Source organism: Hydrogenophilus thermoluteolus (assembly GCF_003574215.1).
GTDB classification, from domain to species: Bacteria; Pseudomonadota; Gammaproteobacteria; order Burkholderiales; family Rhodocyclaceae; genus Hydrogenophilus; species Hydrogenophilus thermoluteolus.
Genome location: NZ_AP018558.1, coordinates 1,227,934 through 1,254,212 on the forward strand (window position 1 = coordinate 1,227,934; position 26,279 = coordinate 1,254,212).

At 59.5% G+C, this 26,279-nt stretch carries 25 protein-coding genes; 4 read left to right on the forward strand and 21 right to left on the reverse strand.

Annotated features, from left to right (window positions below; genetic code table 11):
- Positions 1-5: 5 nt before the first annotated feature.
- Genes HPTL_RS05955 through HPTL_RS05975 form a run of 5 tightly spaced genes read right to left on the reverse strand, consistent with a single transcriptional unit; the run spans position 6 to position 4,772 of the window.
- Positions 6-896 carry a PilZ domain-containing protein gene (locus tag HPTL_RS05955; RefSeq protein WP_119335155.1) on the reverse strand — a complete coding sequence of 297 codons (891 nt, stop codon included), beginning with the start codon at positions 894-896 and terminating at the stop codon, positions 6-8.
- Between the two features lie 30 nt (positions 897-926).
- Positions 927-2,495, reverse strand: a complete 1,569-nt coding sequence (gene guaA, locus HPTL_RS05960) for a glutamine-hydrolyzing GMP synthase (protein WP_119335156.1) — start codon at positions 2,493-2,495, stop codon at positions 927-929.
- Positions 2,496-2,512: 17 nt separating this feature from the next.
- Positions 2,513-3,973: an IMP dehydrogenase gene (guaB, locus tag HPTL_RS05965; protein WP_119335157.1), complete on the reverse strand. Its 1,461-nt coding sequence runs from the start codon at positions 3,971-3,973 to the stop codon at positions 2,513-2,515.
- A gap of 35 nt (positions 3,974-4,008) precedes the next feature.
- Positions 4,009-4,296: an RnfH family protein gene (locus tag HPTL_RS05970; protein ID WP_119335158.1), complete on the reverse strand. Its 288-nt coding sequence runs from the start codon at positions 4,294-4,296 to the stop codon at positions 4,009-4,011.
- Positions 4,296-4,772, reverse strand: coding sequence for a type II toxin-antitoxin system RatA family toxin (locus HPTL_RS05975; RefSeq protein WP_119335159.1), 477 nt, complete (start codon positions 4,770-4,772; stop codon positions 4,296-4,298). The genes HPTL_RS05970 and HPTL_RS05975 overlap by 1 nt, the downstream gene beginning before the upstream one ends.
- A gap of 66 nt (positions 4,773-4,838) precedes the next feature.
- On the opposite strand from HPTL_RS05975, the gene smpB reads away from it, so the two are divergent.
- Positions 4,839-5,288 carry an SsrA-binding protein SmpB gene (gene smpB / locus HPTL_RS05980; RefSeq protein ID WP_119335160.1) on the forward strand — a complete coding sequence of 150 codons (450 nt, stop codon included), beginning with the start codon at positions 4,839-4,841 and terminating at the stop codon, positions 5,286-5,288.
- A 63-nt stretch (positions 5,289-5,351) separates the two neighbouring features.
- A complete protein-coding gene (locus HPTL_RS05985; protein WP_119335161.1) occupies positions 5,352-6,149 on the forward strand; it encodes an enoyl-ACP reductase FabI in 798 nt (265 codons plus the stop codon).
- 76 nt (positions 6,150-6,225) lie between these two features.
- Here HPTL_RS05985 and HPTL_RS05990 read toward each other — a convergent pair whose 3' ends face one another.
- Positions 6,226-8,100, reverse strand: a complete 1,875-nt coding sequence (locus tag HPTL_RS05990; protein WP_119335162.1) for a SurA N-terminal domain-containing protein — start codon at positions 8,098-8,100, stop codon at positions 6,226-6,228.
- A 102-nt stretch (positions 8,101-8,202) separates the two neighbouring features.
- Between HPTL_RS05990 and HPTL_RS05995 the strand changes: the two genes are divergently transcribed.
- Positions 8,203-8,517: a DUF3579 domain-containing protein gene (locus tag HPTL_RS05995; protein ID WP_119335163.1), complete on the forward strand. Its 315-nt coding sequence runs from the start codon at positions 8,203-8,205 to the stop codon at positions 8,515-8,517.
- An 89-nt stretch (positions 8,518-8,606) separates the two neighbouring features.
- On the opposite strand, the gene rpsT is transcribed toward HPTL_RS05995, so the two are convergent.
- The gene (gene rpsT, locus HPTL_RS06000; protein WP_119335164.1) at positions 8,607-8,870 is read right to left on the reverse strand and encodes a 30S ribosomal protein S20; all 264 of its coding nucleotides are present in this window, start codon (positions 8,868-8,870) and stop codon (positions 8,607-8,609) included.
- Positions 8,871-8,947: 77 nt separating this feature from the next.
- Between rpsT and murJ the strand changes: the two genes are divergently transcribed.
- On the forward strand, positions 8,948-10,486 hold the full coding sequence (murJ, locus tag HPTL_RS06005) for a murein biosynthesis integral membrane protein MurJ (protein ID WP_119335165.1): 1,539 nt from the start codon (positions 8,948-8,950) through the stop codon (positions 10,484-10,486).
- On the opposite strand, the gene HPTL_RS06010 is transcribed toward murJ, so the two are convergent.
- From HPTL_RS06010 to nuoE, 14 genes are all read right to left on the reverse strand, one after another.
- Positions 10,466-11,191 (reverse strand): putative bifunctional diguanylate cyclase/phosphodiesterase, encoded by a 726-nt coding sequence (locus tag HPTL_RS06010; protein WP_232000028.1) that lies wholly within the window; start codon positions 11,189-11,191, stop codon positions 10,466-10,468. The genes murJ and HPTL_RS06010 overlap by 21 nt on opposite strands.
- Positions 11,074-12,945 carry a PAS-domain containing protein gene (locus tag HPTL_RS06015; RefSeq protein WP_119335167.1) on the reverse strand — a complete coding sequence of 624 codons (1,872 nt, stop codon included), beginning with the start codon at positions 12,943-12,945 and terminating at the stop codon, positions 11,074-11,076. The genes HPTL_RS06010 and HPTL_RS06015 overlap by 118 nt, the downstream gene beginning before the upstream one ends.
- Positions 12,935-14,173, reverse strand: a complete 1,239-nt coding sequence (locus tag HPTL_RS06020) for a diphosphate--fructose-6-phosphate 1-phosphotransferase (RefSeq protein ID WP_119335168.1) — start codon at positions 14,171-14,173, stop codon at positions 12,935-12,937. Before HPTL_RS06020 ends, HPTL_RS06015 begins: the two co-directional genes overlap by 11 nt.
- A gap of 95 nt (positions 14,174-14,268) precedes the next feature.
- Entirely contained in the window at positions 14,269-14,838 is a 570-nt protein-coding gene (locus HPTL_RS06025; RefSeq protein ID WP_119335169.1) for an NUDIX domain-containing protein, read from the reverse strand.
- Between the two features lie 15 nt (positions 14,839-14,853).
- Entirely contained in the window at positions 14,854-16,326 is a 1,473-nt protein-coding gene (gene nuoN / locus HPTL_RS06030; protein ID WP_119335170.1) for an NADH-quinone oxidoreductase subunit NuoN, read from the reverse strand.
- 16 nt (positions 16,327-16,342) lie between these two features.
- Positions 16,343-17,827, reverse strand: a complete 1,485-nt coding sequence (locus HPTL_RS06035; protein ID WP_119335171.1) for an NADH-quinone oxidoreductase subunit M — start codon at positions 17,825-17,827, stop codon at positions 16,343-16,345.
- A gap of 15 nt (positions 17,828-17,842) precedes the next feature.
- Positions 17,843-19,840, reverse strand: a complete 1,998-nt coding sequence (nuoL, locus tag HPTL_RS06040; RefSeq protein ID WP_119335172.1) for an NADH-quinone oxidoreductase subunit L — start codon at positions 19,838-19,840, stop codon at positions 17,843-17,845.
- Between the two features lie 9 nt (positions 19,841-19,849).
- On the reverse strand, positions 19,850-20,152 hold the full coding sequence (gene nuoK, locus HPTL_RS06045; RefSeq protein ID WP_119335173.1) for an NADH-quinone oxidoreductase subunit NuoK: 303 nt from the start codon (positions 20,150-20,152) through the stop codon (positions 19,850-19,852).
- Positions 20,153-20,166: 14 nt separating this feature from the next.
- Complete coding sequence (locus HPTL_RS06050) at positions 20,167-20,754, reverse strand: NADH-quinone oxidoreductase subunit J (protein WP_119335174.1); 588 nt, start codon at positions 20,752-20,754, stop codon at positions 20,167-20,169.
- Between the two features lie 11 nt (positions 20,755-20,765).
- A complete protein-coding gene (gene nuoI, locus HPTL_RS06055) occupies positions 20,766-21,251 on the reverse strand; it encodes an NADH-quinone oxidoreductase subunit NuoI (RefSeq protein WP_119335175.1) in 486 nt (161 codons plus the stop codon).
- A gap of 13 nt (positions 21,252-21,264) precedes the next feature.
- Entirely contained in the window at positions 21,265-22,314 is a 1,050-nt protein-coding gene (gene nuoH / locus HPTL_RS06060) for an NADH-quinone oxidoreductase subunit NuoH (RefSeq protein WP_119335176.1), read from the reverse strand.
- Entirely contained in the window at positions 22,311-24,464 is a 2,154-nt protein-coding gene (gene nuoG, locus HPTL_RS06065) for an NADH-quinone oxidoreductase subunit NuoG (RefSeq protein WP_119335177.1), read from the reverse strand. Before nuoG ends, nuoH begins: the two co-directional genes overlap by 4 nt.
- Positions 24,464-25,759 (reverse strand): NADH-quinone oxidoreductase subunit NuoF, encoded by a 1,296-nt coding sequence (nuoF, locus tag HPTL_RS06070; RefSeq protein WP_119336101.1) that lies wholly within the window; start codon positions 25,757-25,759, stop codon positions 24,464-24,466. Before nuoF ends, nuoG begins: the two co-directional genes overlap by 1 nt.
- A gap of 20 nt (positions 25,760-25,779) precedes the next feature.
- The gene (nuoE, locus tag HPTL_RS06075) at positions 25,780-26,277 is read right to left on the reverse strand and encodes an NADH-quinone oxidoreductase subunit NuoE (protein ID WP_119335178.1); all 498 of its coding nucleotides are present in this window, start codon (positions 26,275-26,277) and stop codon (positions 25,780-25,782) included.
- Positions 26,278-26,279 lie beyond the last annotated feature (2 nt).

A 26,279-nucleotide genomic window follows, 5' to 3' on the forward strand; every position in this document is an offset into this window, starting at 1 on the left:
CGGGATCAAGCGACCGCGCCAGCCTGAACGGCGCGGATATAGGTCATGAGCGCGATCGTCTCTTCTGGTGTCAGTTCGAGAAACTGAACGCCATAACCCTTCCCGTCGCGAAGATGGACGGCATCCAGCTTCCGTTGGGAGCGCACCTGGGCACGCACACTCAGAATGAGTTCGCTCCCCGCCAAGTCGATTTTGAACTTCAACGTCACGGTCTCGCCTACCTGCAACGGGTGACGAGTCGCCAACAAGCCGCCACCCAACGAAAGATCCAACAACACGCCGCCATGGGGTGTCCCATCTTCGGTGAGAACCGCACAGACGAGGCGAACCGGCACACGGTCGCTGCGGCGCAGGCGTAACGCCTTGACTTCGCCCGGGTAGGTCAAGTGATGGTAGGGAAAAGGCTTCGAGACGTTCGCCAAAAGCGACGCGGAAAAAAGGAAGGCATAGGAGCCCGACGTCCCTTTGATTTGAAGCGTTGTCCCTTCCTTGATGAAGATGGGGACGTCATTGCGCGTCACCGCATCGATCAGCAACGATTTGTTGCGCAACATGCCGACGTAACGCGACCAAAGGGGCTGCTCTTCACTGCCGATCTTGATTTGCAGCAACTCCCCAGGAACCAGATGGAGCTCATGGAACCCTAGGGAAACCGCCCTTTTTTCTTCGTCACTACCTTTGACTTCGACACGCTGCGCGCTTTCGAGTGCCGCGCGAAACCGTTCGTCGGTAGAAATGTCCCGCTCTGGACCCAATTTGAAGAGTTTTTGTTTTTCCTGATCGGTTTCGATCACATAACCGCGACGCAGCAGAAGCCGCCCGTCCCGGTCGTAGACGTCGAACGGCAACGGCTTCCCGACCAGGAGTTCGTGCAGTTTGACGGGGGCACGCAACATCGGTCAAACCTCTTTTCGCGAAAAAGCAAGTCACTCCCACTCGATCGTTGCTGGCGGTTTGCCCGAAATATCATAAACGACGCGGTTGACACCGCGCACTTCGTTGATGATGCGGTTCGCGACGCGCCCCAACAAGGCGTGCGGCAGTTCGGCCCAATGCGCGGTCATGAAGTCCTGGGTCTGTACTGCGCGCAACGCGATCACGTATTCGTAGGTCCGCCCGTCTCCCATCACCCCGACGCTCTTGACCGGCAAAAAGACGGCAAAGGCCTGGCTCACCTTGTCGTACCAATCGGCCGCGCGGAGTTCGTCGATGAAGATCGCATCCGCCTGGCGCAAAATTTCGGCGTATTCGCGCTTGACTTCGCCCAGAATGCGCACCCCGAGCCCGGGACCGGGGAACGGATGGCGATAGACCATTTCATGCGGCAACCCAAGCGCAATCCCCAACTCCCGCACCTCATCTTTGAAAAGTTCCCGCAGCGGTTCCAGGAGTTTGAGGTTGAGCGTTTCCGGTAACCCGCCCACATTGTGGTGGCTCTTGATGGTGTGTGCTTTTTTGGTTTTGCTGCCAGCCGATTCGATCACGTCGGGATAGATCGTCCCTTGCGCGAGCCACCGGGCATTGGGGCGCTTCGTCGCCTCTTCCTGGAAGACCTCGACGAAGACGCGACCGATGATTTTCCGTTTTGCTTCCGGGTCCGTTACGCCGGCCAGCGCTTGGAGGAAACGCTCTGACGCGTCGACGTGGATCACCCGCATCCCCAAATGGCGCGCGAAGGTAGCCATCACCTGTTGCGCTTCGTTGAGGCGCAGGAGCCCGTTGTCGACAAAGACACAGGTGAGCTGATCGCCGATTGCCCGATGGATGAGCGCCGCGGCCACGCTGGAATCGACGCCCCCCGAAAGCCCCAAGATCACCTCTTCGTCACCCACCTGCTCGCGGATGCGCGCGACCGCCTCCGGGATGAACTCGGGCATCGTCCAATCCCAACCGCAGCCACAGATCTCATGGACGAAGCGCCCCAGGATCTCTTTGCCTTTGATCGTATGGGTCACTTCCGGGTGAAACTGTACCCCGTAAAAGCCGCGCTCAGGATCGGCCATCGCAGCCACCGGCGTCGAATCGTTTTCTGCGATCACTTGAAACCCCGGGGGAAGCATGACCACGGCGTCGCCATGGCTCATCCAGACCTCTAGGTACGCGCGCCCCGATTCGTCGCGACGATCCTCGATGCCTTCGAAGAGCGGCGAGTGGTTGCGCAGCCGAACTTCGGCATAGCCGAACTCCCGTTTGCCACTGGGCGCGACCTTACCCCCCAATTGCTCAGCCATCGTCTGCATGCCGTAGCAGATCCCCAGTACCGGCACGCCCAGTTCGAAGACCGCTTGCGGCGCACGCCAGTCGACGGCGTCGTACGCAGAGTTGGGGCCACCAGAGAGGATGATCCCTTTTGCACAGAACGCACGGACGAAATCGTCGGAGACGTCGAACGGGTGGATTTCGCAATAGACCTGATGTTCGCGTACCCGCCTCGCGATCAATTGCGTGAGCTGCGACCCAAAGTCGAGGATCAAAATTTTGTCGTGTTGCGCCATGGTGCGCTCTTCCGCGGTCAGTCGAGGTGGTAGTTGGGCGCCTCTTTCGTGATCTGCACGTCGTGGACGTGCGACTCGCGAACGCCCGCAGAGGTGATTTGCACGAATTCGGCTTTCGCGTGCAACTCTTCGATGGTGCGGCAGCCCAGATACCCCATCGAGGAGCGAACGCCGCCAACCAACTGATGGATCACCGCAGCAACCGGCCCTTTGTACGGCACGCGTCCTTCGATCCCTTCGGGCACGAATTTGTCGACGTTTGCGGTGTTGTCCTGGAAGTAGCGGTCGGCAGCGCCCGCCTGCATCGCGCCCAACGACCCCATGCCTCGGTACGCTTTGTACGACCGGCCTTGATAGAGCACCGTCTCACCGGGCGCTTCTTCGGTACCAGCAAAAAGACCACCCAACATCACACAGTGGGCGCCGGCAGCGAGCGCTTTGGCAATGTCACCCGAGAATCGGATGCCGCCGTCGGCGATCAACGGCACATCGGTTCCCGCGAGCGCCTCCGCAACGTCAGATATCGCGGTGATTTGCGGCACCCCAACGCCAGCGACGATCCGAGTCGTACAGATCGAACCGGGCCCGATCCCAACTTTGACCGCGTCCGCGCCGGCGTCGACCAACGCTTTTGCCGCCTCAGCCGTTGCGATGTTGCCCCCGATCACTTGCACGTTCGGGAATTGGCGCTTGACCCAGCGCACCCGGTCGAGTACCCCTTGCGAATGGCCGTGTGCGGTATCGACGACGATCACATCGACACCCGCTTCGACCAGGCGTTCGGTGCGCTCTTCGGTACCCGCGCCGACGCCGATCGCAGCCCCCACCAGGAGCCGCCCGTCGCTGTCTTTCGCCGCGTTGGGGTGTTCGGTCGACTTCTGAATGTCTTTGACCGTGATCAACCCCCTGAGGGAATCGTCCGGACCCAGGATCAGCACCCGCTCCAAACGGTGTTCGTGCATCAACGCTTTAGCTTTCTCGACGCTCTCCCCTTCGCGGATGAAAACCAGCCGCTCGCGCGGGGTCATGATTTGCGCAATTGGCAGGTCCAGCCGGGTTTCGAATCGTAGGTCGCGATGGGTGACGATCCCCACCACGCGGCCTTCGTCGACGACCGGAAGCCCGGAAATTCCGAGTTGCTGTGTGAGCGAAAGCACCTCGCCTACGGTCAGCGTGGGCGGAATCGTCACGGGATCTTTGAGGATTCCCGATTCGAACCGCTTCACCTTCGCCACTTCGGCCGCTTGCTGTTTTGCGGAGAGGTTTTTGTGGATGATGCCGATCCCACCTGCCTGCGCGAGTGCGATCGCCAACCGCGCTTCGGTCACGGTATCCATCGCCGCCGACACCAACGGGATGTTGAGGCGGATGGCGCGCGTCAGCTTCGTCGAGAGGTCAACGTCGCGCGGCAAGACTTGGGAATAGGCAGGGACCAAGAGAACATCATCGAACGTGAGTGCGATTTTTTTGAGACGCATTGCGACACTCCAGCCAAAACGGGATTATATCGCGATTACTTCTGAGCCGCTTTTTTCCGCCGCGCTGCCTTTGGATCGGCGATAATCGGGCGATAGATTTCGATTCGGTCACGGTCTCTGAGCGGCGTGGCCAGGGTCACGGGTTTGGCATAGATTCCGATCCGATTCTTCCCATCGAGGTCGATCTCAGGATGGCGGGATAGAATCCCGGAGCGTTCGAGCGCGTCGGCAACGGTGCTTTCGGGCGGCAACTGCACCGTGACCAGATCGACTTGGTGCGGGGCTGGCGCATAAACCACCTCGACCGTGATGGTCTCTGTCATCACTCACTCCTCTCGCTACGGTACCCTGGCAACGCCGCCCAGACTTCTGGGGAAATCGCATGCGCGCGCGCGACGAACGCATCGACGAACGTTTGGGCGATTTTGTCGAAAACCGGCCCCAGTACCTTGTCCAACAATTTATTCGCAAACTCGTAATGGAGCTCGAACTCGATCTTGCAGCCGATCGCACCGAGCGGTTTGAATCGCCAGTGGCCGTGAAGGTGTTTGAACGGCCCCTCTTTGAGCGTGATCCGCATTTCCAACGGGGGCTGTTTCTGATTGACGGTGCGGAACTGGGTTTTCACCCCGTGGAAGTCGACCTTCAAGGTGGCGTCGGTCAGATGTTCCGTGCGCTGATGGACCTCAGTTCCACCACACCACGGCAGAAACTCCGGGTAGTGTTCGCAGTAATCGACCAGCGCGAACATCGCCTCCGCAGGACGATCGATCAAAACTTGCTTGTGTACCGTCGCCATTGGCAAAAACCCAAGCCACTCCTCGGTATAATCGGGCGATTGTACCGCAACGCATGAACCTCTTTTATGGCCATCGTCGAAAATCGAAAAGCCCGACACGAATATTTCATCGAAGAGACCTTCGAAGCTGGCCTTGTGCTCGAAGGTTGGGAGGTGAAAGCGATCCGTGCCGGACGGGTCAATCTGAAGGAAGCCTACGTCCTGGTTCGGCATGGCGAGCTTTTTCTCTTGGGCATGCACGTCTCGCCCCTTGCCAGCGCCTCGACCCATGTCCGCCCTGACCCCACTCGGACGCGTAAGCTTCTGCTCCACCGCCGCGAAATCGACCGTCTGATCGGCAAGGTTGAGCGCGCGGGTTACGCGCTCGTGCCGCTCGACCTCCATTACAAGAACGGTCGGATCAAAGCAACGATTGCGTTGGCGAAAGGCAAGAAACTTCACGACAAGCGGGAAAGCGCGAAGGAACGCGATTGGGCACGCGAAAAAGCCCGGTTGATGCGTGCTGCGGTGCGCTGAAGCACTGAAACACCGCGGAACGCTCATGATAAGATATTCCCAATTGTGACGAAGGAGTTGTCGATGGGTTTTTTGGCGGGTAAAAAGATCCTGATCACCGGGCTACTCAGCAACCGCTCGATCGCTTATGGCATCGCGCAAGCGTGCGCGCGGGAAGGCGCACGTTTGGCGTTCACCTACCAAAACGAACGGTTCGAAGGGCGCATCGCCAAGTTCGCAACGGAATTCGGGGCCGATTTCATCGCGCCGCTCGACGTGACGCGCGACGAAGAGATCACCGGGCTTGCCGATCGCATCGCTCAAGAATGGGAAGGGTTAGACGGTTTCGTCCATTCCATTGCCTATGCCCCGAACGAAGCGCTCGAGGGCGATTTTCTCGACGGGTTCACGCGCGAAGCGTTTCGCATCGCCCATGAAGTGAGCGCAGCGAGTTTTCCCCTGATGGCGAAAGCGTTTCGGCCGTTGATGCAAAACCGAAAGTCGTCGATGTTGACGCTCTCGTATCTTGGCGCTGTGCGCACGATGCCCAATTACAACCTGATGGGAATGGCCAAGGCCAGTCTGGAAGCGGGTGTGCGCTACCTGGCGGCAAGCTTGGGACCTGAGGGGATCCGCGTAAACGGTGTCTCGGCAGGCCCGATCAAAACCGTTGCCGCGTCGGGCATTGGCAGTTTCAGCAGACTCCTTCGCTACAACGAACACCATGCGCCGCTGCGCCGCAACGTCACGATCGAAGAGGTGGGCAACGCCTCGGCGTTCCTCCTTTCGGATCTCGCAAGCGGCATCACCGGCGAGATTCTCTACGTTGATGGCGGTTTTCACAACGTCGCGCTCGGCAACCCCGAACCGCTCGTCTTGTAAGGAAAAGCAAAACGGGGCAACGAAAAAGGGCGCGTGCTGCGCCCTTTTCGTTTTGCCCTACAGGATTTCTCGCCCGTTATTCGGCGGTGAATTCCCGCAACGCCTCTTGACGGATCTGGATGGGATAGCGCGCTTCCACCGTGCGCAACCACGCACGGTAATGCACGTCACCATAGAGGCTGTGCAATTGTGTCGCAAGCGATTTGGCCCGTGCATCGTTATCCGTGACGACCGGCGTTTCCACCGCGACGAGTTCGAGCAGCCATACGGCGTCACCGCTTGTAACCACGTTGTGAACGCCCGGTTTCCGCGGCAGCGCAAACGCGGCTTCCACCACAGTGCGCGGCAAGGTCGTATCGTTGCGTTGTAACCGCTTTTCGCCGTCCCATTTCGTGATCGACGCGTTCGTTTCTACCTGTTGCGCGAGCGAAGCCACCAATTGCGACTGCGCGTGATCGCGACGCCACGCGGCAATTGCGTCGGCTTTGGCCTCGGCAAAGGTGCGCGGTCGTGCGGGCTCAAAACGGGCAACCCGCACCACCACCATACGCCCATCGGGCAACGTGACCGGATCCAGGTTTTCGCCGCGGCGGGCATTTTCGCTCCTCAATTGCGCCACCAGTGCAGCTGGCAAAGGCGTGCCATCGTTGAGCGTGAGCGCATCGAGCGGCATGAGTGGCGTTTTCTCGATGGGTGCCCCGACCTTTTCCGCAACCGGGTCGAGGCGGTCCACCGCGTCAAACGCCAGATTGGGCAATTCCGCGGCCAATTCCGTGAACCGCCGCTTGCGCGCCTCTTGCTGCAATGCCGCGCGAATTTGCGGGGCAACCGCGTCGAAAGTGGGTGTTTGAGCCGGCTGGATCGCAGACAACCAAACCAGATGCCAACCGAAATCGGTGCGAACGGGATCGAGTAGCCCCGGGGTTTTCGCAGCAAAAACCGCTTCAGCCAACGCTGGCGGCAGCTCTTCCTTCGTGACCCACCCCAAGTCACCCCCTTGGGCGCGGGTTGCCGCATCCTCCGACCGGTTTTTGGCGATTTCGGCGAATTGCACTTCGTCTTTGCCGCGCAGTTGCGCAAGAAGCTGCGTGACTTCCGCAGGTAGCGTTTTGCCGTCGTCAAAGTTCGAGGCAGTGATCAAGATGTGGCGAATACGCCGTTTTTCCGGTTGTGCGATCGCTGCTTTCCGGGCCTCAAAGGCCTTGCGAACGTCCTCCTCTGGTACGGGCGGCACCTCAAGGTGCTTTTCGTCGAGCACTACGTATTCGAGAGCCGCTTCATCCGGTTTCTGGAAGCGATCCTGATGTTGTTGGAAAAACGCTTCGACCGCCTGCTCGTCGACCGGCAGCGACGCCGCAACGGCGTCGATCGAATGGCGTTGCCAGCGCACGCGCCGCACCTCTTCTTGCCACCGCAACAGCGTCAGGACATTTTGCGGAGGGACGACTGCAGCGCGAACCGAGCGCAGGAGTTTTTCGATCGCCAAATCTTCTTGGACCAGCGCTTCGAACCGCGCCGGCGTCATTCCCTGCGCCCGCAGCGCCGCTTCATACGTGGCAAAATCGAAACGGCCATCCTTCTGAAACACGGGAATCGCAGCCAGGGTTTTCTGCACCACCGTTTGCGGAACCTGCAGTCCGAGCCGCTGCGCTTCGTTCAAAAGGATTTGGCGTTCCAGCAATTGCCGCAGTACCTCCTCAACGAACGCTTGGCTGCGCACGAGCTTCGGGTCAAACGCCTCCCCCATCTGGGTACGCAAGCGGTCGCTTTGCCGCTGCAGCGCATCGCGCAGCGCCGCAACCGTTACCGCGGAATCCCCTACCGTTGCCACTTCGTTACGCGACGGACCTGTGGAAAAGTAACGCTCTACGCCAAAAAAGGCAAAGGGAATGATCAATATGAGCAAGATGATCTGCGCGATTCGCTTGCGGCGGCGAATGGCATCGAGCATTATCGTGACCTCGAACAAAATCGGAAGCCGTAATTATCGCATAAGCCGTTTCGTTGCTGCAGTGGCGTATAATTATCGTTCAGTTTTCTTGACATCGAAATTATGGAAAACGAAGTCAGTGACTTTCTGATTGTCGGACGGACGGTCGATGGGCGTCGTTTCCGCCCCAGCGACTGGGCAGAGCGCCTCTGCGGCATCATGGCAACGATGGGGGCCGACAACCGAATGCGCTACTCCCCCTATGTCCGCCCCGGCCCGATGATCGATGGTGCCAAGACCGTCGAAGTAGATGCCAAACTGTACCACGTTCAGCCGATGGCTTACCGTTTTCTTGTCAATTTCGCCAAGGACAACAACCTGGAAATTCGCTATCGCGACGTTTGTACGGTTGCCCCGCCCGAAAAAGAGGCCAGTTGAACGGCGCGGAGGGCGCAGCCGATACCGCAAGGAATAAAAAAGCGGCTCTTGGCCGCTTTTTCGTGTCAAAGCCGACGGGAAACAAACCATCACGCCATGGCTTTGATCTTGGCGACCAGCCGACTCTTATAGCGGGCAGCGGCATTTTTATGAATAATGCCTTTGCCCGCAATCGAATCGATCACCGATTGCGCTGCTTGGTACGCCGCTTGGGCCTGTTCTTTGTTGCCCGAAGCGATCGCAAGCCGAACCGACTTGATCGCTGTGCGCAGACGTGAGCGAAGACTGCGGTTATGGGCACGGCGCTTCAAGTCCTGCCGTGCACGTTTGCGTGCTTGTGCCGTGTTGGCCATCTTATCCCCAATCGAAATTCATGCACCAGAAACTATAATTCTAACTTTTTCATCACCCCTTTGCAAGGCGGTTCTGGATGAATTTCCTCAAAACACTCGCGCAGGTGAGCAGCCTGACGCTCCTTTCTCGCCTCCTGGGGTTCGCCCGTGACGTTTTGATCGCCGCCCTTTTTGGGGCGCAAGCGGCTACCGACGCATTCGTGGTTGCGTTTCGACTTCCCAACCTCTTGCGTCGCCTCTTCGCCGAAGGCGCGTTCTCCCAGGCATTCGTTCCCGTCTTGGCCCAGACGCAGCGCACTGCGCCTCCCGAGCGCACCAAAGCGTTGATCGACCGGGTGTTCACGGTTCTTTTCGTCACCGTTGGCGTCGTGACGCTCGCAGGCGTGCTTGGTGCCGAAGGGTTGGTCCGCGCAGTGGCGCCTGGGTTCGCTGCGGATCCGGAACGTTTCGCGCTTGCCGTCGCGATGACCCGCTTGACGTTTCCCTATATCTTGTTCATGTCGCTCGTGGCGTTTTCCTCGGCGCTTTTCAACACCTGGGGCCATTTTCGTCTGCCTGCGGCTACACCGATCGCGCTCAATGCCGCGTTCCTCTTACTCCTCACCACCGCGTGGGCGATTGGCGACAACGATCCGTATTGGCTTGCCTATTCGGTGCTTTTGGGGGGAATCCTGCAGTGGCTCTGGCACTGGTGGCAATTGCCGCGTCTGGGCTTGACGCCACGCTGGGACTGGCACCCACGCGATCCCGGCGTGCGGCGGATACTCACCCTGATGGGGCCAGCGGTCTTGGGGGTTTCCGCCGCGCAGATCTCGTTGCTGCTCAATACCCTCTTCGCTTCTCTACTCCCCACAGGAAGCGTCTCCTGGCTGTACTACGCCGATCGTCTGATGGAATTACCGGCAGGCCTTTTCGGCGCGGCGCTCGGTGTGATCCTCTTGCCGCATCTCAGTCGTGCGGTCGCGGAACGCAATGAAGTGGGGTATCAGCGCTTGGTCGACTGGGGTTTGCGAATGACGCTCCTCTTGACTGCTCCGTGCGCGCTCGCGTTCGTGCTGATTGGGGAACCGATCACCTTGGCGCTCTTTGCGCGTGGCGCGTTCACGGAACACGACGCGCACGCAACGGCATTGGCACTGACTGCGTATGCGTTGGGTCTGATTCCCCTCATCGGTGTCAAAATCTTGGCGCCCGGATTTTACGCGCGCGAAGACACACGAACCCCGGTCAAAGGGGCAATCCTTTCGCTGATCCTTACGCAACTTGGCAACGCCCTCTTTCTTTTCCTCTTCGATTGGGGCCACTGGGCCCTAGCGTTGTCGATTTCGCTCGCCGCCTGGGGCAACGCCGGGTTCTTGCTCTTTCACTTGCGCCGCCGCGGCCACTTCGCGTGGCAACCCAACTGGCTGCGTTTCCTGCTTTCCCTTACGGTTGCGCTACTTGTTCTTGCGCTCTTTCTCGCTACCACCGAGCCATGGGTGGCAGCGAAAACCGCATCCGGGCAATGGATCCGTTTGCTGGGCGTGGCGCTTTGGGTTACCGTTGGCATGGCCACCTATTTTTTGGCTCTTCGGCTCACTGGGTTTCGCTGGGCATCACTCAAACGGCCGTTGTGACGAGGCGGTTGTTTGCTCCTTTTGCCACAAATGGAAAAATTGGGCGGCAGAAAGCGGCCGAGCAAACCAATACCCTTGGAAAAAGTCGCAGCCCAGACGCAACAGATGGTCCCACTGCTGCGCGCACTCCACCCCCTCTGCCACCACCTGGAGTCCTAGCCGATGGGCCATCTGGATGGTCGCATCGACGATCGCGTCGTCGCGTTCGTCCGACGCCAGCGGCGTGACGAACGTGCGGTCGATCTTCAGCTCCGACAGCGGAAAGGTATGCAGATACGCAAGCGAAGAGTATCCCGTGCCGAAATCATCAACGGCAAAACGCACCCCCAACGTCGCCAAACGTTGCACCTGCTCCTGCGCAAGTGCCGGGTCGTGCATCATCGCCGATTCGGTAATCTCCAATTTGAGCGCACTGGGCTCGACACCGCTTGCGGTAAGCGCGGCGCAAACCGTCTCATAGAGCATCGTGTCGTAGAGCTGATGCGCGGAGAGATTGACCGCAATGCTCGGAAGACGCAAACCGGCTTGACTCCACTGCACCCACTGGTGCAACGCGTGCCGCAATACCCAACGACCGATGGCCGGCATCAGCCCGACCTGTTCGGCAACCGGGACGAAGCGTGCTGGCGGAACCTCTCCCAGCTCTTCATCGCGCCAACGCAAGAGTACTTCTGCACTGACGATCGCGCCTGTCCGATCGCAAATCGGTTGAAATACGAGATGAAACGCATCATGGTGGATCGCAAGGCGCAGCCGTTGCTCCAAACGACTGCGTGACGTCGCCGCTTCGTGCAAACTCCGGGTAAAAAAGCAAAACGGTTTCCCCCCTCCCCCTTTGCACGATACATCGCAAGACCCGCAGCGCGTAAGAGCGCGTTTGGATCACGCTCGTCGTCGGGATAGAGCGCGATCCCGATCGAAGGAGAGAGTTGCCATTGGTTTTCCCCCACTTCGAACGGCAAAGCGAACCGATCCAGCAAGCGCTGCGCCAATTGACTGGCTTGCGTCGCTTCGGTGACGAACGTCACCGCGACGAATTCGTCTCCGCCGACACGGGCAGCAAGATCACTGGCGCGCACCGTCGTGCGGAGCCGCTCAGCCGCAGCACGCAACACCGCATCGCCCACTACATGCCCGGCGGTGTCGTTCACCCATTTGAAGCGATCCAAATCGATGAACAACACCGCAAGGTACTCTTTGCGCCGCCTCGCCTCTTCGCACAAACGGGGCAGTTGGCTGAGCAACGCCGCTCGGTTGGTCAAACCGGTCAGTTCGTCGGTCAAAGCACGGCGACGCAATTCCGCTTCGATGCGGCGCTGCTCGGTCACATCTTGGTAGATCGAAACGAAGCCACCAGAGGGAACCGGTTGCCCGATGATATGGAGCACGCGACCGTCAGGGCGCGTCCGTTCGAGTTCGTGCGGCACAAAACTGCGCGCGGCGCGAAGCCGTTCCGCCAGATACGCTTCGGGGTCAGCGATTTCCCCGTACTCACCCCGCTCAAGGTTGAAGCGCAGCAACGTCGCGAAATCGACGCCTTTTTCAAGCAGTGACAACGGGAAATCGAAGAGTTCGGCAAACTTCTGGTTCCATGCAACCAATTTCAAGTCCGCGTCGAACAAGGTCACCCCACTGGGGAGATGATCGACCAGCGTTTGCAAGCGATCCCGCGTGACCTGTACCGCGGCTTCCGCCGCTTTGAGCGCAGTGACGTCGGTGAAGGTCGAAACGAAACCTGCCGGCCGCCCCTGCGCGTCGAAAAAGGGTTCTCCCTGCACCAGATGCCAGCGCCCGTCAGGGTGTTGGCGTTCGAGACGGTGCGGCTGGAATGTTTTGGCCAACGCAACCCGTTCCGCGACCAACCGTTCCGGGTCGCCCGGCCCATATTCGCCGCGGGATGCCGGAACCCGAATCAGATCGGCGAACGAAACCCCTTCGTAGGCCAACGAGCGGGGCAGATCGAGAATGGCGAACGCGCGGTCGTTCCAGTAGCGCAACCGCAGGTCGGCGTCGAAGACCATCAGACCAACCGGCAGCGCCGCGATCACTGCGTTGAGCGTACGCGCTTTTTCAGCGAGTGCGACATCGAGCGCCAAATGGCGATCGTCGAAACGGTTGATTCCGTAGGCGAGCCGTTTCCCTTCCGGCGTCGTGAGGACCACCACCTGCACGATACACGAACGGATTTGGCCCGCTTCAAGAACCACCCGATACTGAACCACCCCTTGTCCGCTGCGATAAGCCGCTTCCACTTGGCGTACGAACGCGTCACGATCCTCGGGGAGAAGATGCGCCAAAAACACTTCCCGCGTCGGGGATTCGTCAGCAGCGATGCCGTGCTGGCGGCGAAAGGTTTCGGACCAGACCATCGCACCGGTCGCCAGATCGCGAACCCAGTAGCCCCAGCCCAACGCATCGAGGACGCGGGCAAGCGCAGCGTTGAGATCATCACGGGGCATCGCTTCGCTCGGTCAAAGTGGCGAACGGAAAAAAATCGGGAAGCCCGTGTGCCCCACAGGGAATCTGCGGACACCCTTCCAAGAGCGGCAAAAGATAGTCGAGAAATGCGCTATCGACCTGAAAAGGCGCCGCAATCCACGATGCGGGAAAGCGCCGTTCGCGATTCCCTACGGTCGCGGCATCGACCGCTTCCATCCGCCAACCGCTGGTTGCTGGGTCACGCACGACCCCAACCATCACGCCCGAACGCGTCCCTTCGTCGGCCCAAGCGACTGCGGTCTCGCCCACCTGCCAGGCGACGCGGTGGTCGACTGCACTCACCCAATGCGCCGCGGCGCGCTGAAGGTAATCCGGGACCGCCACATGGACCTTTGCGCCCAGGGCGTCACGCAACCAACCACCAATCACGCTCCCCGCCCCGCCTAGCTGCACGTACCGCCGTTTTTCCGCCCCTTGATATGCAAGCGGTTCGCCATCCAGTGTCGCCCCTTCGGCGACGACCACGGTACAGTAGCCCGTGCGCGCGATCGCGGCATCCGCGGCAGCGAGCAACGCCGTTTTGTCCCAACGCATTTCCGGCAACACGATGAGATGGGGCCCCTCGTCGGCCAAAACCGCCGACGCTGCTTTCACCGCCGCGGCCAACCAACCGGCGTTGCGCCCCATCGTCTCCATCACAAACGCGCGCGCCCCTTTTGCCGGAAACGACGCGAGATCCAGTGACGCCTCCAGAAAGCTGGTGATCAAATAGCGTGCCGCCGAAGGGTAGCCAGGTGAGAAGTGGGTCCCTTCCAGATCGTTGTCGATCGTCTTGGGAATGCCGATCACGGTGAGCGGGATGCCCCGCCGTTTCGCTTCACGGTCGATCTGCGCGACCGTCGCGATCGACCCATTCCCACCGTTGTAGAGCAACGCGTCGATATCGTAGTGCGCTAGGACCTGAAACAACAGGTCATACGGAGTCGCATCGATTTCAGGATCCGGAAGATCACGCCGTGCCGTGCCAAAAATACCACCTGGCGTATAGCTGAGTCGCTGCAGTTGCTCGGCGGACAACGGCGGGACTGCGATCAGATCACCCGCGAGCAACCCGTGCATCCCGTAGCGCGCGGCAAAAAGGGTCAGCCCGCGGCGTTGCGCCTCGGCAATCACCCCGGCAGCGCTTGCGTTGATCACTGCCGTCATTCCCCCAGACTGGGCATAGACGATACGGCGAATCGCACCCATCGGTGGCTCCTACACAGTACCACCGTTCAATATAGCACAAGGGTGATGTCGTGAAAAAACGCGCGACCAGAAACGGGTGCGCCGATTCGAATCGCTCACCCGCCAAGTAGATGAGGCCGGGCCAAGCAAAGCGCTGCCAAAGACTTTCCGTCACGCAATTGCCCACGCTCAGCACGGGCAATCAATTCTGCAACCGGTAACAAGAAGACCTCGAGAAACTCCCCCTCGTCAAGCCGAGCAGCACCCGGGACGATTTCGGTTGCCAGCACCACGTGGATCACTTCGTTGCTGTAGCCGACACACGGCCAAAAGCTGCCGAGTAAGCGACACTGCTTTGCGGTATATCCCGTCTCCTCCTGCAATTCACGCTGCGCACAGGTGAGCGGATCTTCACCGGCGTCGAGCTTCCCGGCGGGCAACTCTTCGACCACGGTTCCAACCGGGTGGCGGTATTGCCGCTCCATCACCACCCGGTTGTGGGCATCGAGCGCAATGATCACCACCGCACCAGGGTGGCGGATATACTCGCGGGTTGCCGAACGACCGTCCGGCAAACGGACTTTGTCGCGCCAGACATCGAGTAGCTTACCCTGCCAGACGCGCATTGAAGCAACCGCTTTTTCGACGAGGTGACGATCTTCGTCCCGTTTGTTCGACTCGTTCATCGCACCGTCAAGCGGTTACAGCGATGCGATCATCGCGTACGCCGCAAGGGACATCAACCCCTGTGGCATCAAGCCAAAGAGCGCAAGCGCCAACGCATTCCCGGAAAGCAGCACCCGGGTTTCGCTGGAAGCGATCAGCGGCTGACGCTCCGTCGGCTCGTCGAAATAGGCGAGTTTGACGACGCGGAGGTAGTAAAACGCGCCGATCAACGACATCACCACCGCAACCACCGCGACCCACAAGTAGCCCGCCGCGACCACCGCTTGCAACACAGCCAATTTGGCGAAAAACCCGACGAAGAACGGAACGCCCGCAAGGGAAAACATCGTAATCAACAGCATCGCGGCGAACCACGGACTTTTTTGGTTCAGCCCCTTGACGTCGTCCAGCCATTCCGCTTCAAAGCCCGCGCGCGCCATCAGCAGAATCAGACCAAAGCTTGCCATGCTCATCACCGCATAGACGATCGCGTAGAAAAGGGTCGCGCTGTAGGCATTCAGGGCTAATTGATGGTTCCCTTCCACTACGCCGACCGCGAGTCCCAGCAGAATAAAGCCCACATGGGAGATCCCAGAGTATGCGAGCATCCGCTTGAGGTTTTTCTGCGCGATCGCCGCAAGATTCCCCAACACGATCGACGCCACCGCCAGGATCATCAGCATCGGTTGCCAATAGTGGGCGTATTCGAAAAAGCCAAAGACGAGCAGGCGAAACGCGAGCGCAAACGCAGCCAGTTTCGGCGCCGAAGCAAGGAGCAGCGTCACCGGAGTGGGTGCGCCATGATAGACGTCGGCGACCCACATATGGAACGGAACCGCACCGAATTTGAACGCAATACCCGCGACCAAAAAGGCGAGGCCAAAACCGAAGACACGTTCGTCGCCAGGGCGGAGCGCGGCCACCGACGAAATTTCGGGAAGCGACAACGTAGCCGTAGCGCCGTAGATCAGCGAAAGACCGTAGAGGATCAAACCGGAGGCGAGCGCCCCGAGCACGAAATACTTCATCCCCGCTTCGGCACGCAACGCGTGGTTGCGGTCAAACGCGACGAGCGCATAGAGCGCGAGCGACATCAACTCCAAACCGAGGTAGAAAAGGAGCAGATGATTCGCGACCGTGAGAATCTGCATGCCCAAAAGGGACAACAAGACCAGTGCGTAATACTCGGCCCGCTCCAGCCCCCGCTCGATCAGATAGAAACGGCCGTAGATCAATGCCGCAAAAACCGACAGGTAGATGAAGAGCTGCACCACCAACGTGATCCAATCGACCAGAAAGATCCCGCCGAACGTGGTCTGTACGCGCGGATCGCCGGAAGTGAACACCGTAAGCAGCGTCGCGACGATCACCGCCAGTTGCGCGACCACATAGTTCCACTGCCGCCACCGCTCACGCGCAAAGGCCCCAGCGGTCATCAAAACCAGCGCAGCGAGCGCGATCACGATCTGCGGGGCCAACAACGCAAAATTGGGAAGTTCCAATGCCATGGTGTCTCACCCTTCCTTAGAGTTTTCCGGCTGCCACATGGGCCAACAACGCATCGACCGAGGTATGCATCACCTCGAGCAGCGGCATGGGCCAGATCCCCAACAGCAGGACGAAGAACGCCATCGCTGCCAAGATCATGAATTCCCGCCGGTTGATATCCTGCAGCGCAGCAACCTGCGGGTTGGCTATGGCGCCAAAAACGACCCGCTTGTACATCCACAACGAATAGGCGGCACCCAGAATCAACGTCGTCGCCGCTGCGGCTGCGATCCAGAAATTGACCTTCACCGCAGCCAACGTCACCATGAATTCGCCGACGAAACCGCTCGTGGCTGGAAGTCCCGAATTGGCCATCGCAAAAAGGAGGAAAAACGCGGCAAATTTGGGCATGGTATTGACCACACCGCCGTAATCGGCGATCCGGCGCGTGTGCAGGCGGTCATAGAGCACGCCGATGCACAAGAACATCGCACCCGAAACGAAGCCGTGCGACACCATCTGTACGATCGCCCCTTCCATTCCCAGTGCGTTGAAGAGGAAGAACCCCAACGTGACGAACCCCATGTGCGCCACGGACGAGTAGGCGACCAACTTCTTCATGTCCTCTTGAACGAGTGCCACCAAGCCAATATAGACGACCGCAATGAGCGACAGCGCCACCATCAACCCTTGGAATGCCTGCGCCGCATCCGGCGCGATGGGCAACGAAAAACGCAAGAAACCGTACGCCCCCAACTTCAGCGCGATTGCCGCCAGCACCACCGACCCACCCGTGGGCGCCTCGACGTGCGCATCGGGCAACCAGGTATGCACCGGCCACATCGGCACCTTGACCGCGAAGGCGAGCAAGAAACCCAGGAAGAGCCATTTCTGTTCGGTGAGGGTAAGCGGCAACCGGTGCCACTCCAAGAGGTCGAAACTGCCACCCGACGCGGCGAAGAGGTAGAGGATCGCCACCAACATGAGGAGCGAGCCCACCAACGTATAGAGGAAGAACTTGATCGCGGCATAGACGCGATTGGGGCCGCCCCAAATCCCGATGATCAAATAGAGCGGGATCAACGATGCTTCGAAAAAGACGTAGAACAAGACCGCGTCGAGCGCCGAAAAAACGCCGTTGATGATCCCGGACATGATCAGGAATGCCGCGAGATATTGCGCGACCTGCTTCTGGATCACCTCCCAACCGGCGATCACGACGATCAAGGTGATGAAGCTGTTCAACACCACGAACGGCATCGAGATCCCATCGACCCCCAAGTAATAGCGGATGTTGTAACGCGGGATCCATTCGCGCAACTCGACGAATTGCATCGCTGAGGTCGTGGGATCGAACTGGAACCACAACGGCAACGTTACCGCAAACCCGAGCGCAGCTGCAAACAGGCTGATCAAGCGCGCCTCGAACGCACGGCGGTCATTGCCTGCCGCTGCGAGAACCAGCACCCCGCCAATGATGGGGATCCAGATCGCGAGACTCAGTAAGGGCATTCCCGACATAACGGTCATCCACGTTCAAACGAGGTAAAGGAAAAGGAGCAAAACGGCAATTCCCAGAATCATCGAGAAGGCGTAATGGTAGAGACGCCCACTTTGCAGCGCCGCGCCAGCTTCCGCTACTTCACCGACGATTTGCGCCGAGCCGTTCACCATCGCGCCGTCGATCACCGTGCGATCACCGATTTGCCACAACCAACGACCCAAACGGCGGGCGCCACCGGCAAAGACGATCTCGTTGAAGCGGTCGAAATAGTAGTGATTGACGAGAATCGTGTAGAGCCAACGCACGCGCGCCGCGATTCGATCGGGCAGATCGGGCCGCACCAGGTAGAAGAACGCAGCCAACGCCACGCCTGCCAGCGCAAGGAAGAACGGCAGCGAAGCCAAGCCGTGCAACCCCATTGCGAGCGCACCGTGAAACTCTTCCCGGAGCGCCTCCATCGCGCCGTGGCGCGCTTCATCGACGAAAATGACATTCGCGAACCAGCCGCCGAAAAGCATCGCGTCGATCGTGAAGGCGCCGATCACCAGCGAAGGAATCGCGAGCAAGACGAGTGGCACGGTTACCACCTTAGGCGACTCGTGCGGTTTTTCCCCTGGCGCCAGACCGTGGTGATGGTCATCCGAACCGTGCGCTGCGTGATCGTGATGCGCGTGCGCTTGACCGAAGCGCTCTTTGCCGTGGAACACCAAAAAGATCATGCGGAAGGTATAAAACGCAGTGACGAACACCCCAGCCATCACGCAGAAATAGGCATAGGTTGCGCCAGGAATCTGCGCGTGCGCCACTGCGATCAGAATCGAGTCTTTGGAATAGAACCCGGAAGTAAAGGGCGTTCCAATCAACGCCAACGCCCCGATGAGCGCGGTGAGCCAAGTCACGGGAAGGTACTTCCACAATCCCCCCATGTTGCGCATGTCTTGATCGTGGTGCATTGCGATGATCACGGAACCTGCGGAGAGGAAAAGGAGCGCTTTGAAAAATGCGTGCGTCATCAGGTGGAAGATCGCCACTGAATAGGCCGAAGCGCCCAAAGCCACCGTCATATACCCCAGCTGCGAAAGGGTTGAATAGGCGACCACTCGCTTGATGTCGCTCTGGACGATCCCAAGAAGGCCCATGAAAAACGCCGTGGTCGCACCGATCACCAACACGAACGAAAGCGCGGTATCGGAGAGCTCGAAAAGCGGCGACATCCGGGCGACCATGAAGATCCCGGCAGTGACCATCGTCGCGGCGTGGATCAGCGCCGAAATCGGGGTCGGACCTTCCATCGAATCGGGAAGCCAAACATGGAGCGGCACCTGAGCCGATTTCCCCATTGCCCCGATGAACAACGCGATGCAGATCGCAGTGATCAGCGGCCACCCTGTGACCGCCTCATTCATCGTGGCGAGTTTTTCCGCTTGCGCGAACGTCTCGGCATAGTCGAGCGTACCGGCGTACGCTGCGATCAACCCAATCCCCAGCAAAAACCCAAAGTCCCCCACGCGGTTGACCAGAAAAGCCTTGAGGTTGGCGTAGATCGCGGTTGGCCGCGTGTACCAGAAACCGATCAACAGGTAGGAGACCAATCCCACCGCTTCCCAGCCGAAGAAGAGCTGCAAAAAGTTGTTGCTCATCACGAGCATCAACATCGAAAAGGTAAAAAGCGAGATATAGCTGAAGAAGCGGCAATACCCGGGATCGTCGGCCATATAGCCGATGGTATAGATATGAACCATCAGCGAGACGAACGTGACGACGAGCATCATCGTCACCGTGAGCGAATCGATCAAGAAACCGACCTCGAAGGTCAAACCGTCACTCGTTCCCCACGTGTACAGAGGACCATTGAAGGTATTGCCATTCTGCACGTCGAAAAAGATCGCGACCGACGCCAGGAACGCGATCAACACCCCCAAAATCGTGATGCGGTGTGTTGCGGTTCGCCCCAGGCGATTGCCCCACAATCCGGCAACGATCGCGCCAACGAGCGGCGCAAAGGGGACGACCGTATAGAGTAATTTCATGCTCCCTCCTTACCCACGCAGCTCGGTGAGATCATCGACGTGGATCGACTGCCGGTGCCGGAACAGGACCACCAGGATCGCCAAGCCGATCCCAGCTTCCGCGGCTGCCACGGTCAATATGAAGAAAACGAAGACCTGACCGTGGATGTCGCCCAGAAAATGGGAAAACGCGATGAAATTGGTATTGACCGCGAGGAGCATCAATTCGATACACATCAGCAAAACGATCAAATTCTTCCGGTTCAAGAAGATGCCCACGACGCTGATCACGAACAATGCGCCTGCGAGCAACAGATAGTGCGTAAGGGTCATCGCGAATGCTCCTGTCACTCTTTTTCCGCAGGGAGCGAAACCACCTTGAGCCGCTCGCTCGCTTTCACCGCGATCTGCTCTTCCGGCTTCACGACACGAACATCGGTCCGCTTGCGATGGGTCAATGTCACCGCGGCGATCATCGCGACGACCAGAATCATCGCCGCGACTTCGAATGGATAGGCATAAACGGTGTAGAGCACTTCGCCGATCATCTTGGTATTGCTGCCCTCGACGGCGGGGGCTGCGGCCCGGTCAAACGCGGGGCTCGTCAAGATCAGGTAGAGTTCGATCGCCAACGCGCCGCCGACGAGCAACGCCAGCGGTGCGTTGTGCCAGAACCCTTCCCGCAACTTGGCCAAATTGAGGTCCAACATCATCACGACGAAGAGGAAGAGCACCATCACTGCGCCGACATAGACCAGCACGAGCGTGAGCGCCAAAAACTCCGCTTGCAGCAACAGCCACACCCCACCTGCCGAAAAGAAGGTGAGTACCAACCACATCGCGGCAGCAACGGGGTTGCGGCTGAAGACGGTACCCAACGCGCCTAGGAGGAGGAAGAAGGCAAAAAGGGAAAAGACGAACGAGACCACATCCATGAGCGGAATCCTCAGCGGTATTTGATGTCTTTGGCGCGATCGGCGGCAATCTGCGCTTCGTAGCGGTCACCAACTGCCAACAACATCTCTTTGGTCATGTACAGATCGCCCCGCTTCTCGCCGTGATACTCGAAAATCCGCGTCTCCACGATCGCATCGACCGGGCAGGCCTCTTCGCAAAAGCCACAAAAGATGCATTTCGTGAGGTCGATGTCGTACCGGGTGGTTCGCCGAGACCCGTCCGCGCGCGGCTCGGCTTCGATCGTGATCGCCATCGCCGGGCAAATCGCCTCACACAGCTTACAGGCGATACACCGCTCTTCACCGTTGGGGTAGCGCCGCAATGCGTGCAACCCCCGGAAGCGCGGACTCAACGGAGTCTTCTCTTCGGGGTACTGCACCGTGATCTTCGGCTTGAAGAGGTGACGCCACGTCACCGCCATCCCTTGCCGCAGCTCGGTCAGGAAAAGGCTTTTCAGGAAATTCAGTGCGCTCATCGCAACGCTCCCATTAGCGCCAGATCGACAGCGGAGTCAACATCCAAACCGCCACCACCAGCAACCAGACGATGGTGATCGGCACGAACACCTTCCACCCCAACCGCATCACGTGGTCGTAGCGAAAGCGCGGGAAGGTGGCGCGGATCCACAGGTAGAGGAAAAGGAAGACGCTGGCTTTGATCAGCAACCAATGTAGCCCATCCGGAAGGAACGCCACTGGGCTCAACCACCCGCCGAAAAAGAGGATCGAGGTGAGGAACGAGACCAGGATCATGTTGGCGTATTCCGCCAAGAAAAAGAGTGCAAACGCCATACCGGAGTATTCGACCATATGTCCGGCGACGATCTCCGACTCCCCTTCCGGCAAGTCGAACGGGGCCCGGTTGGTCTCGGCAACCCCCGAAATGAAATAGACGACGGCGATCGGCAGCAACGGCAACCAGTTCCAGGAGAGGAACGATAAGCCGTGGTCGGCGAACCAGCCGGTTCCTTGTTGCCGCACGATCTCACTGAGGTTGAGCGTACCCGAAACGAGCAGCACACAGATCAAGCCGAACCCCATCGCCACTTCGTACGAGATCATCTGCGCCGAGGCACGCATCGCGCCCAGAAATGCGTATTTCGAGTTCGACGCCCAACCGGCGATGATCACCCCATAGACTTCGAGCGAAATCACCGCCATCACGAAGAGCAACCCGGCGTCGAGATCGGCGATCACCCAACCGTCGTTCACGGGAACTGCCGCCCAGACCAACAGCGACGGCGCAAGCGCCATCGCCGGACCGACGAAATAGAGGACCTTGTTGGCCTGGCTGGGGACGATCACCTCTTTGAAGAGCAGTTTGAGCGCGTCGGCGATCGGCTGCAACCACCCCTTAGGCCCAACACGGTTCGGCCCGATGCGCACCTGCATGTAGCCGATGATCTTACGTTCCGCGTAGGTCAGATAGGCAACCGCGAGTAGGAGCGGCACCAGCAGCACAATGATTTTGAGCACGTTCCAGACGACCGGCCACGCTGGTCCCAGCCAGCCTTGCGCCAACGAGAGCCATTCGTTCATGCTGCGGCCTCCTCACTCGGAATGGTTGCTCCCCGTTCCGCTTTCGCGTCGTCCGTGGCTTGCAGCGACGCAGAACGGCGAACGATCATATCGCCTTGATAGAGCGTGACGCGGTCGAACGCGGGAATGGCGCTCGCGTGCAGCGTTGGCGCGGGGGCGATTGCGGTGAGGCCATGTTGCGCCAGTTGGGTACGCCACCCTTGCGGCAGCGCGGCATCCCGAACGGCGTCGCTTGCCGTGTAGGCCACCGATCTCCCCGTGCGCATCGCGGTGAGCGCAGCCAAGACTTTCCAACCCGGTCGCGTCATTTCCAGCGGCCGCACAACTGCGGTAAAGGATTGCAACCGCCCCTCGATATTGACGAAAGAACCCGAAGTTTCCGTAAAGGGGGCAACGGGCAAAAGGACATCCGCAGCCGCTTTGAGCGATTCACTGGCAAACGGAGTCAGCGCAACGACGGTGCGTGCCCGTGCGAACGAATCGGAAACTGCATCGGGCGCAGCGAAATCTTCCGGCTCGAGATTGAGCAGCAGATAGCCCGCTTTCGCAGCACAGGCCAATTGATGTGCGGTTTCCGCCGCCTGCGCACCGACGGCAGCCGCACCCACCGCGTTCGCGCCATCAACCAGCCAACCGAGCTTCGCGCCCAGCGTACCGGCAATCGCTTCGGCCAGCCATTCGAATTCGGCGGCATTGGGATGGGCGAGCAACGGGCGGCCAAGCCAAATCCGCCGCTTCTGAGCGCCCCGCAATGCGGCGCTGAGCGCGTCGAATTCGGACGCCGAGACGGGCGAACGCTGTTGCGTCAGACCAACCGCCCAATCTGGGAGCGCGACTCCCAGGTGTTTCGCGAAATGGGCCAACGCCACGAGCATTGCGGGCGCGGTCAGTTTGTGCGGTTCCGCACCAGGCACGCGCCAATCGTCGTCGCTGTCGTCCCAGCGGACGATGCGAGCCCCGGCTTTCGCCGCAGCACGAAGCCGAACCGCCATGAGAGGCAGTTCGCGGCGGACGTCCGCACCCAGGAACCAGTGACCATCACTCTCGGCGATTTCGGTAATTGAACCGTTGAGCCAAGCAACCTTGCCGCGTGCCAGGTCTGCGCGCGCGTCGCGCTGGCGAATCCGGGTGTCGACCGCTGCTCCGAAAGCGGCCCCGAGCGCTTTGAGCAGATAGAGCTCTTCGACGGTGCTCATCGGGTGCGCGAGGAAGGCAAGCGCGTCGCTCCCGTTCTCTTCGGCGACACTGGCAAGACGATTCGCAGCCACTTCGAGCGCGGTTTGCCACGCCACTTCGACCCAGCGGCCGTCGGTCTTCACCATCGGCCGCGTGAGGCGATCCGCCGCATTCAGCCCTTCATAAGCGAAGCGGTCACGGTCGGAGAGCCAACATTCGTTGATCGCTTCGAATTCGAGCGGCAGAACCCGTTTGACTGCGTCATGTTTGCTTTGCACGATCAGGTTCGAACCCCAGGCGTCGTGGGGACTGATGGAGCGGCGCCGCGTCAATTCCCAGGTACGCGCCTGATAGAGAAAAGGTTTGGAGGTCAGCGCCCCTACTGGGCAGAGGTCGATGACGTTGCCCGAGACCTCCGAATGAACGGTCTCCCCCAGAAACGGCAGGATCTCGGCATGCTCACCGCGAAACGCTTGCCCCAGTTCTTGAAAGCCGCCGATTTCGGCCAAGAAACGCACGCACCGCGTACAGTTGATACAACGGGTCATGAAGGTGTCGATGAGCGGCCCGAGGTCTTTGTCGGCGACCACGCGCTTCGCTTCAGCGAAGCGATGAGCGCTCTGACCATAGCCGACCGCCAGATCCTGTAACTGGCATTCGCCGCCCTGATCACAAATGGGGCAGTCGAGCGGGTGGTTGATGAGCAGGAACTCCATCACCCCCTTTTGCGCCGTGATCGCTTTCCGGGAATGGGTCCGCACCTTCATTCCGTTGGTCGCTGGCGTCGCACAAGCAGGTAGCGGCTTCGGAGCGCGCTCCACTTCGACCAGGCACATGCGGCAGTTGGCGGCGATCGACAGCTTTTTGTGGTAGCAGAAATGGGGAATGTAGATGCCGAGTTTGTTCGCGGCGTCCATCACAGTGGCGCCGTCTTCGACCTCGACCGGTTTGCCATCAATCTCGAGCGTCAGCATCACGCCTCCACGTAGATGTCGCTACCGGCCCACTGGACTTCTGGAGGGACCAAGCAGCGCTTGTGTTCGATGTGGTAGAGAAATTCGTCGCGGAAATGCTTGATGAAGCTTTGCACCGGCATCGACGCCGCGTCGCCGAGCGCACAGATGGTCCGGCCCATGATGTTGCTGGTTGCCGACTCAAGGAGCTCGAGATCCTCGACACGACCCTGGCCGTGTTCGATGCGGTGGACGATTCGGTAGAGCCAACCGGTCCCTTCGCGGCACGGCGTACATTGACCGCACGACTCCTCATAGTAAAAGTAAGAGAGTCGCTCCAGCGCTTTTACCATGCAGGTCGTTTCGTCCATCACGATCACCGCACCAGAACCCAGCATCGAGCCAGCCTTCGCGATGGAGTCGTAATCCATCGTACATTCCATCATCACGTCTCCCGGCACGACTGGCGCGGAAGAGCCACCCGGAATCACCGCTTTGAGTTTGCGCCCGCCTCGGACACCGCCAGCCAGTTCCAAGAGCTCCGAAAATGGCGTTCCCATGGGAATTTCGTAGTTTCCCGGGCGATTGACATGTCCCGAGACCGAAAAAATCTTCATCCCGCCATTGTTGGGCTTGCCCAAATGCAGGAACTGCTCGCCCCCCATCGCAAGCAGAAAAGGAACCGAAGCAAACGTTTCGGTGTTGTTGATGGTGGTGGGTTTTCCGTAAAGGCCGTAACTGGCGGGAAATGGCGGCTTGAACCGTGGCTGCCCTTTTTTCCCTTCGATCGATTCCAAAAGCGCCGTCTCTTCGCCACAGATATAAGCCCCGTAGCCGTGGTGGGCATAGAGTTCGAAGTGGAAACCACTCCCCAAGATATTCTCACCCAAGTAGCCAGCGCGGCGCGCCTCTTCGAGCGCTTCTTCGAAACGCTCATAAACTTCGAAAATTTCACCGTGGATGTAGTTGTATCCACGGTTCGCCCCCATCGCGTAACCGGCAATGATCATCCCTTCGATCACGCTGTGTGGGTTGTAGCGCAGAATGTCGCGATCTTTGAACGTTCCGGGTTCGCCTTCATCGGAGTTACACACGACATATTTTTCCCCAGGAAACTGCCGGGGCATGAAACTCCATTTGAGCCCGGTTGGGAAGCCAGCACCCCCACGCCCACGCAGCGCCGAGGTCTTCACCTCTTCGATCACCCGTTCTTGCGACCAGTTTTCCGTGAGGATACGCCGCAGAACTTGGTAGCCACCCCGCGCTTCGTAATCGGCCAACCGCCAGCGGGATTCATCGCAATCCTTGAGGATCATCTGACCCAGCTTGAGCGTACTCATTGGGTATTCTCCGTGGCTTGGCGCTTGAGGGTTTCCAAAAGGGCGTCGAGCCGTTCGCGTGTCATCCGGCAGCACATGCGGTGGTTATTGACGAGCAGCACCGGAGCATCTCCACAAGCGCCCATGCACTCACCCTCTTTCAGTGTGAAAAGGCCGTCCGGTGTGGTCTCGTTGAAATCGATGCCGAGGCGCTCCTTGAGATGTTCTGCCGCGTGGTAGCCGCCAGAGAGCGCACAGGGCAGATTGGTGCACACCGTGAGTTTGTATTTGCCTACTGGTGTCAAATCGTACATGTTGTAGAAAGTGGCGACTTCATAGACCGCGACTGGCGGCATCTCGAGATAGTCCGCGACGAACGCGATCGTCTCTTCCGAAAGCCACCCTTTCTCTTCTTGCGCAATCCGTAGCGCCGCCATCACCGCCGACTGCTTCTGCCCCGCCGGGTATTTGGCGATTTCACGGTCGATGCGGGCCAACGCCTCTGGTGAGAGCATCG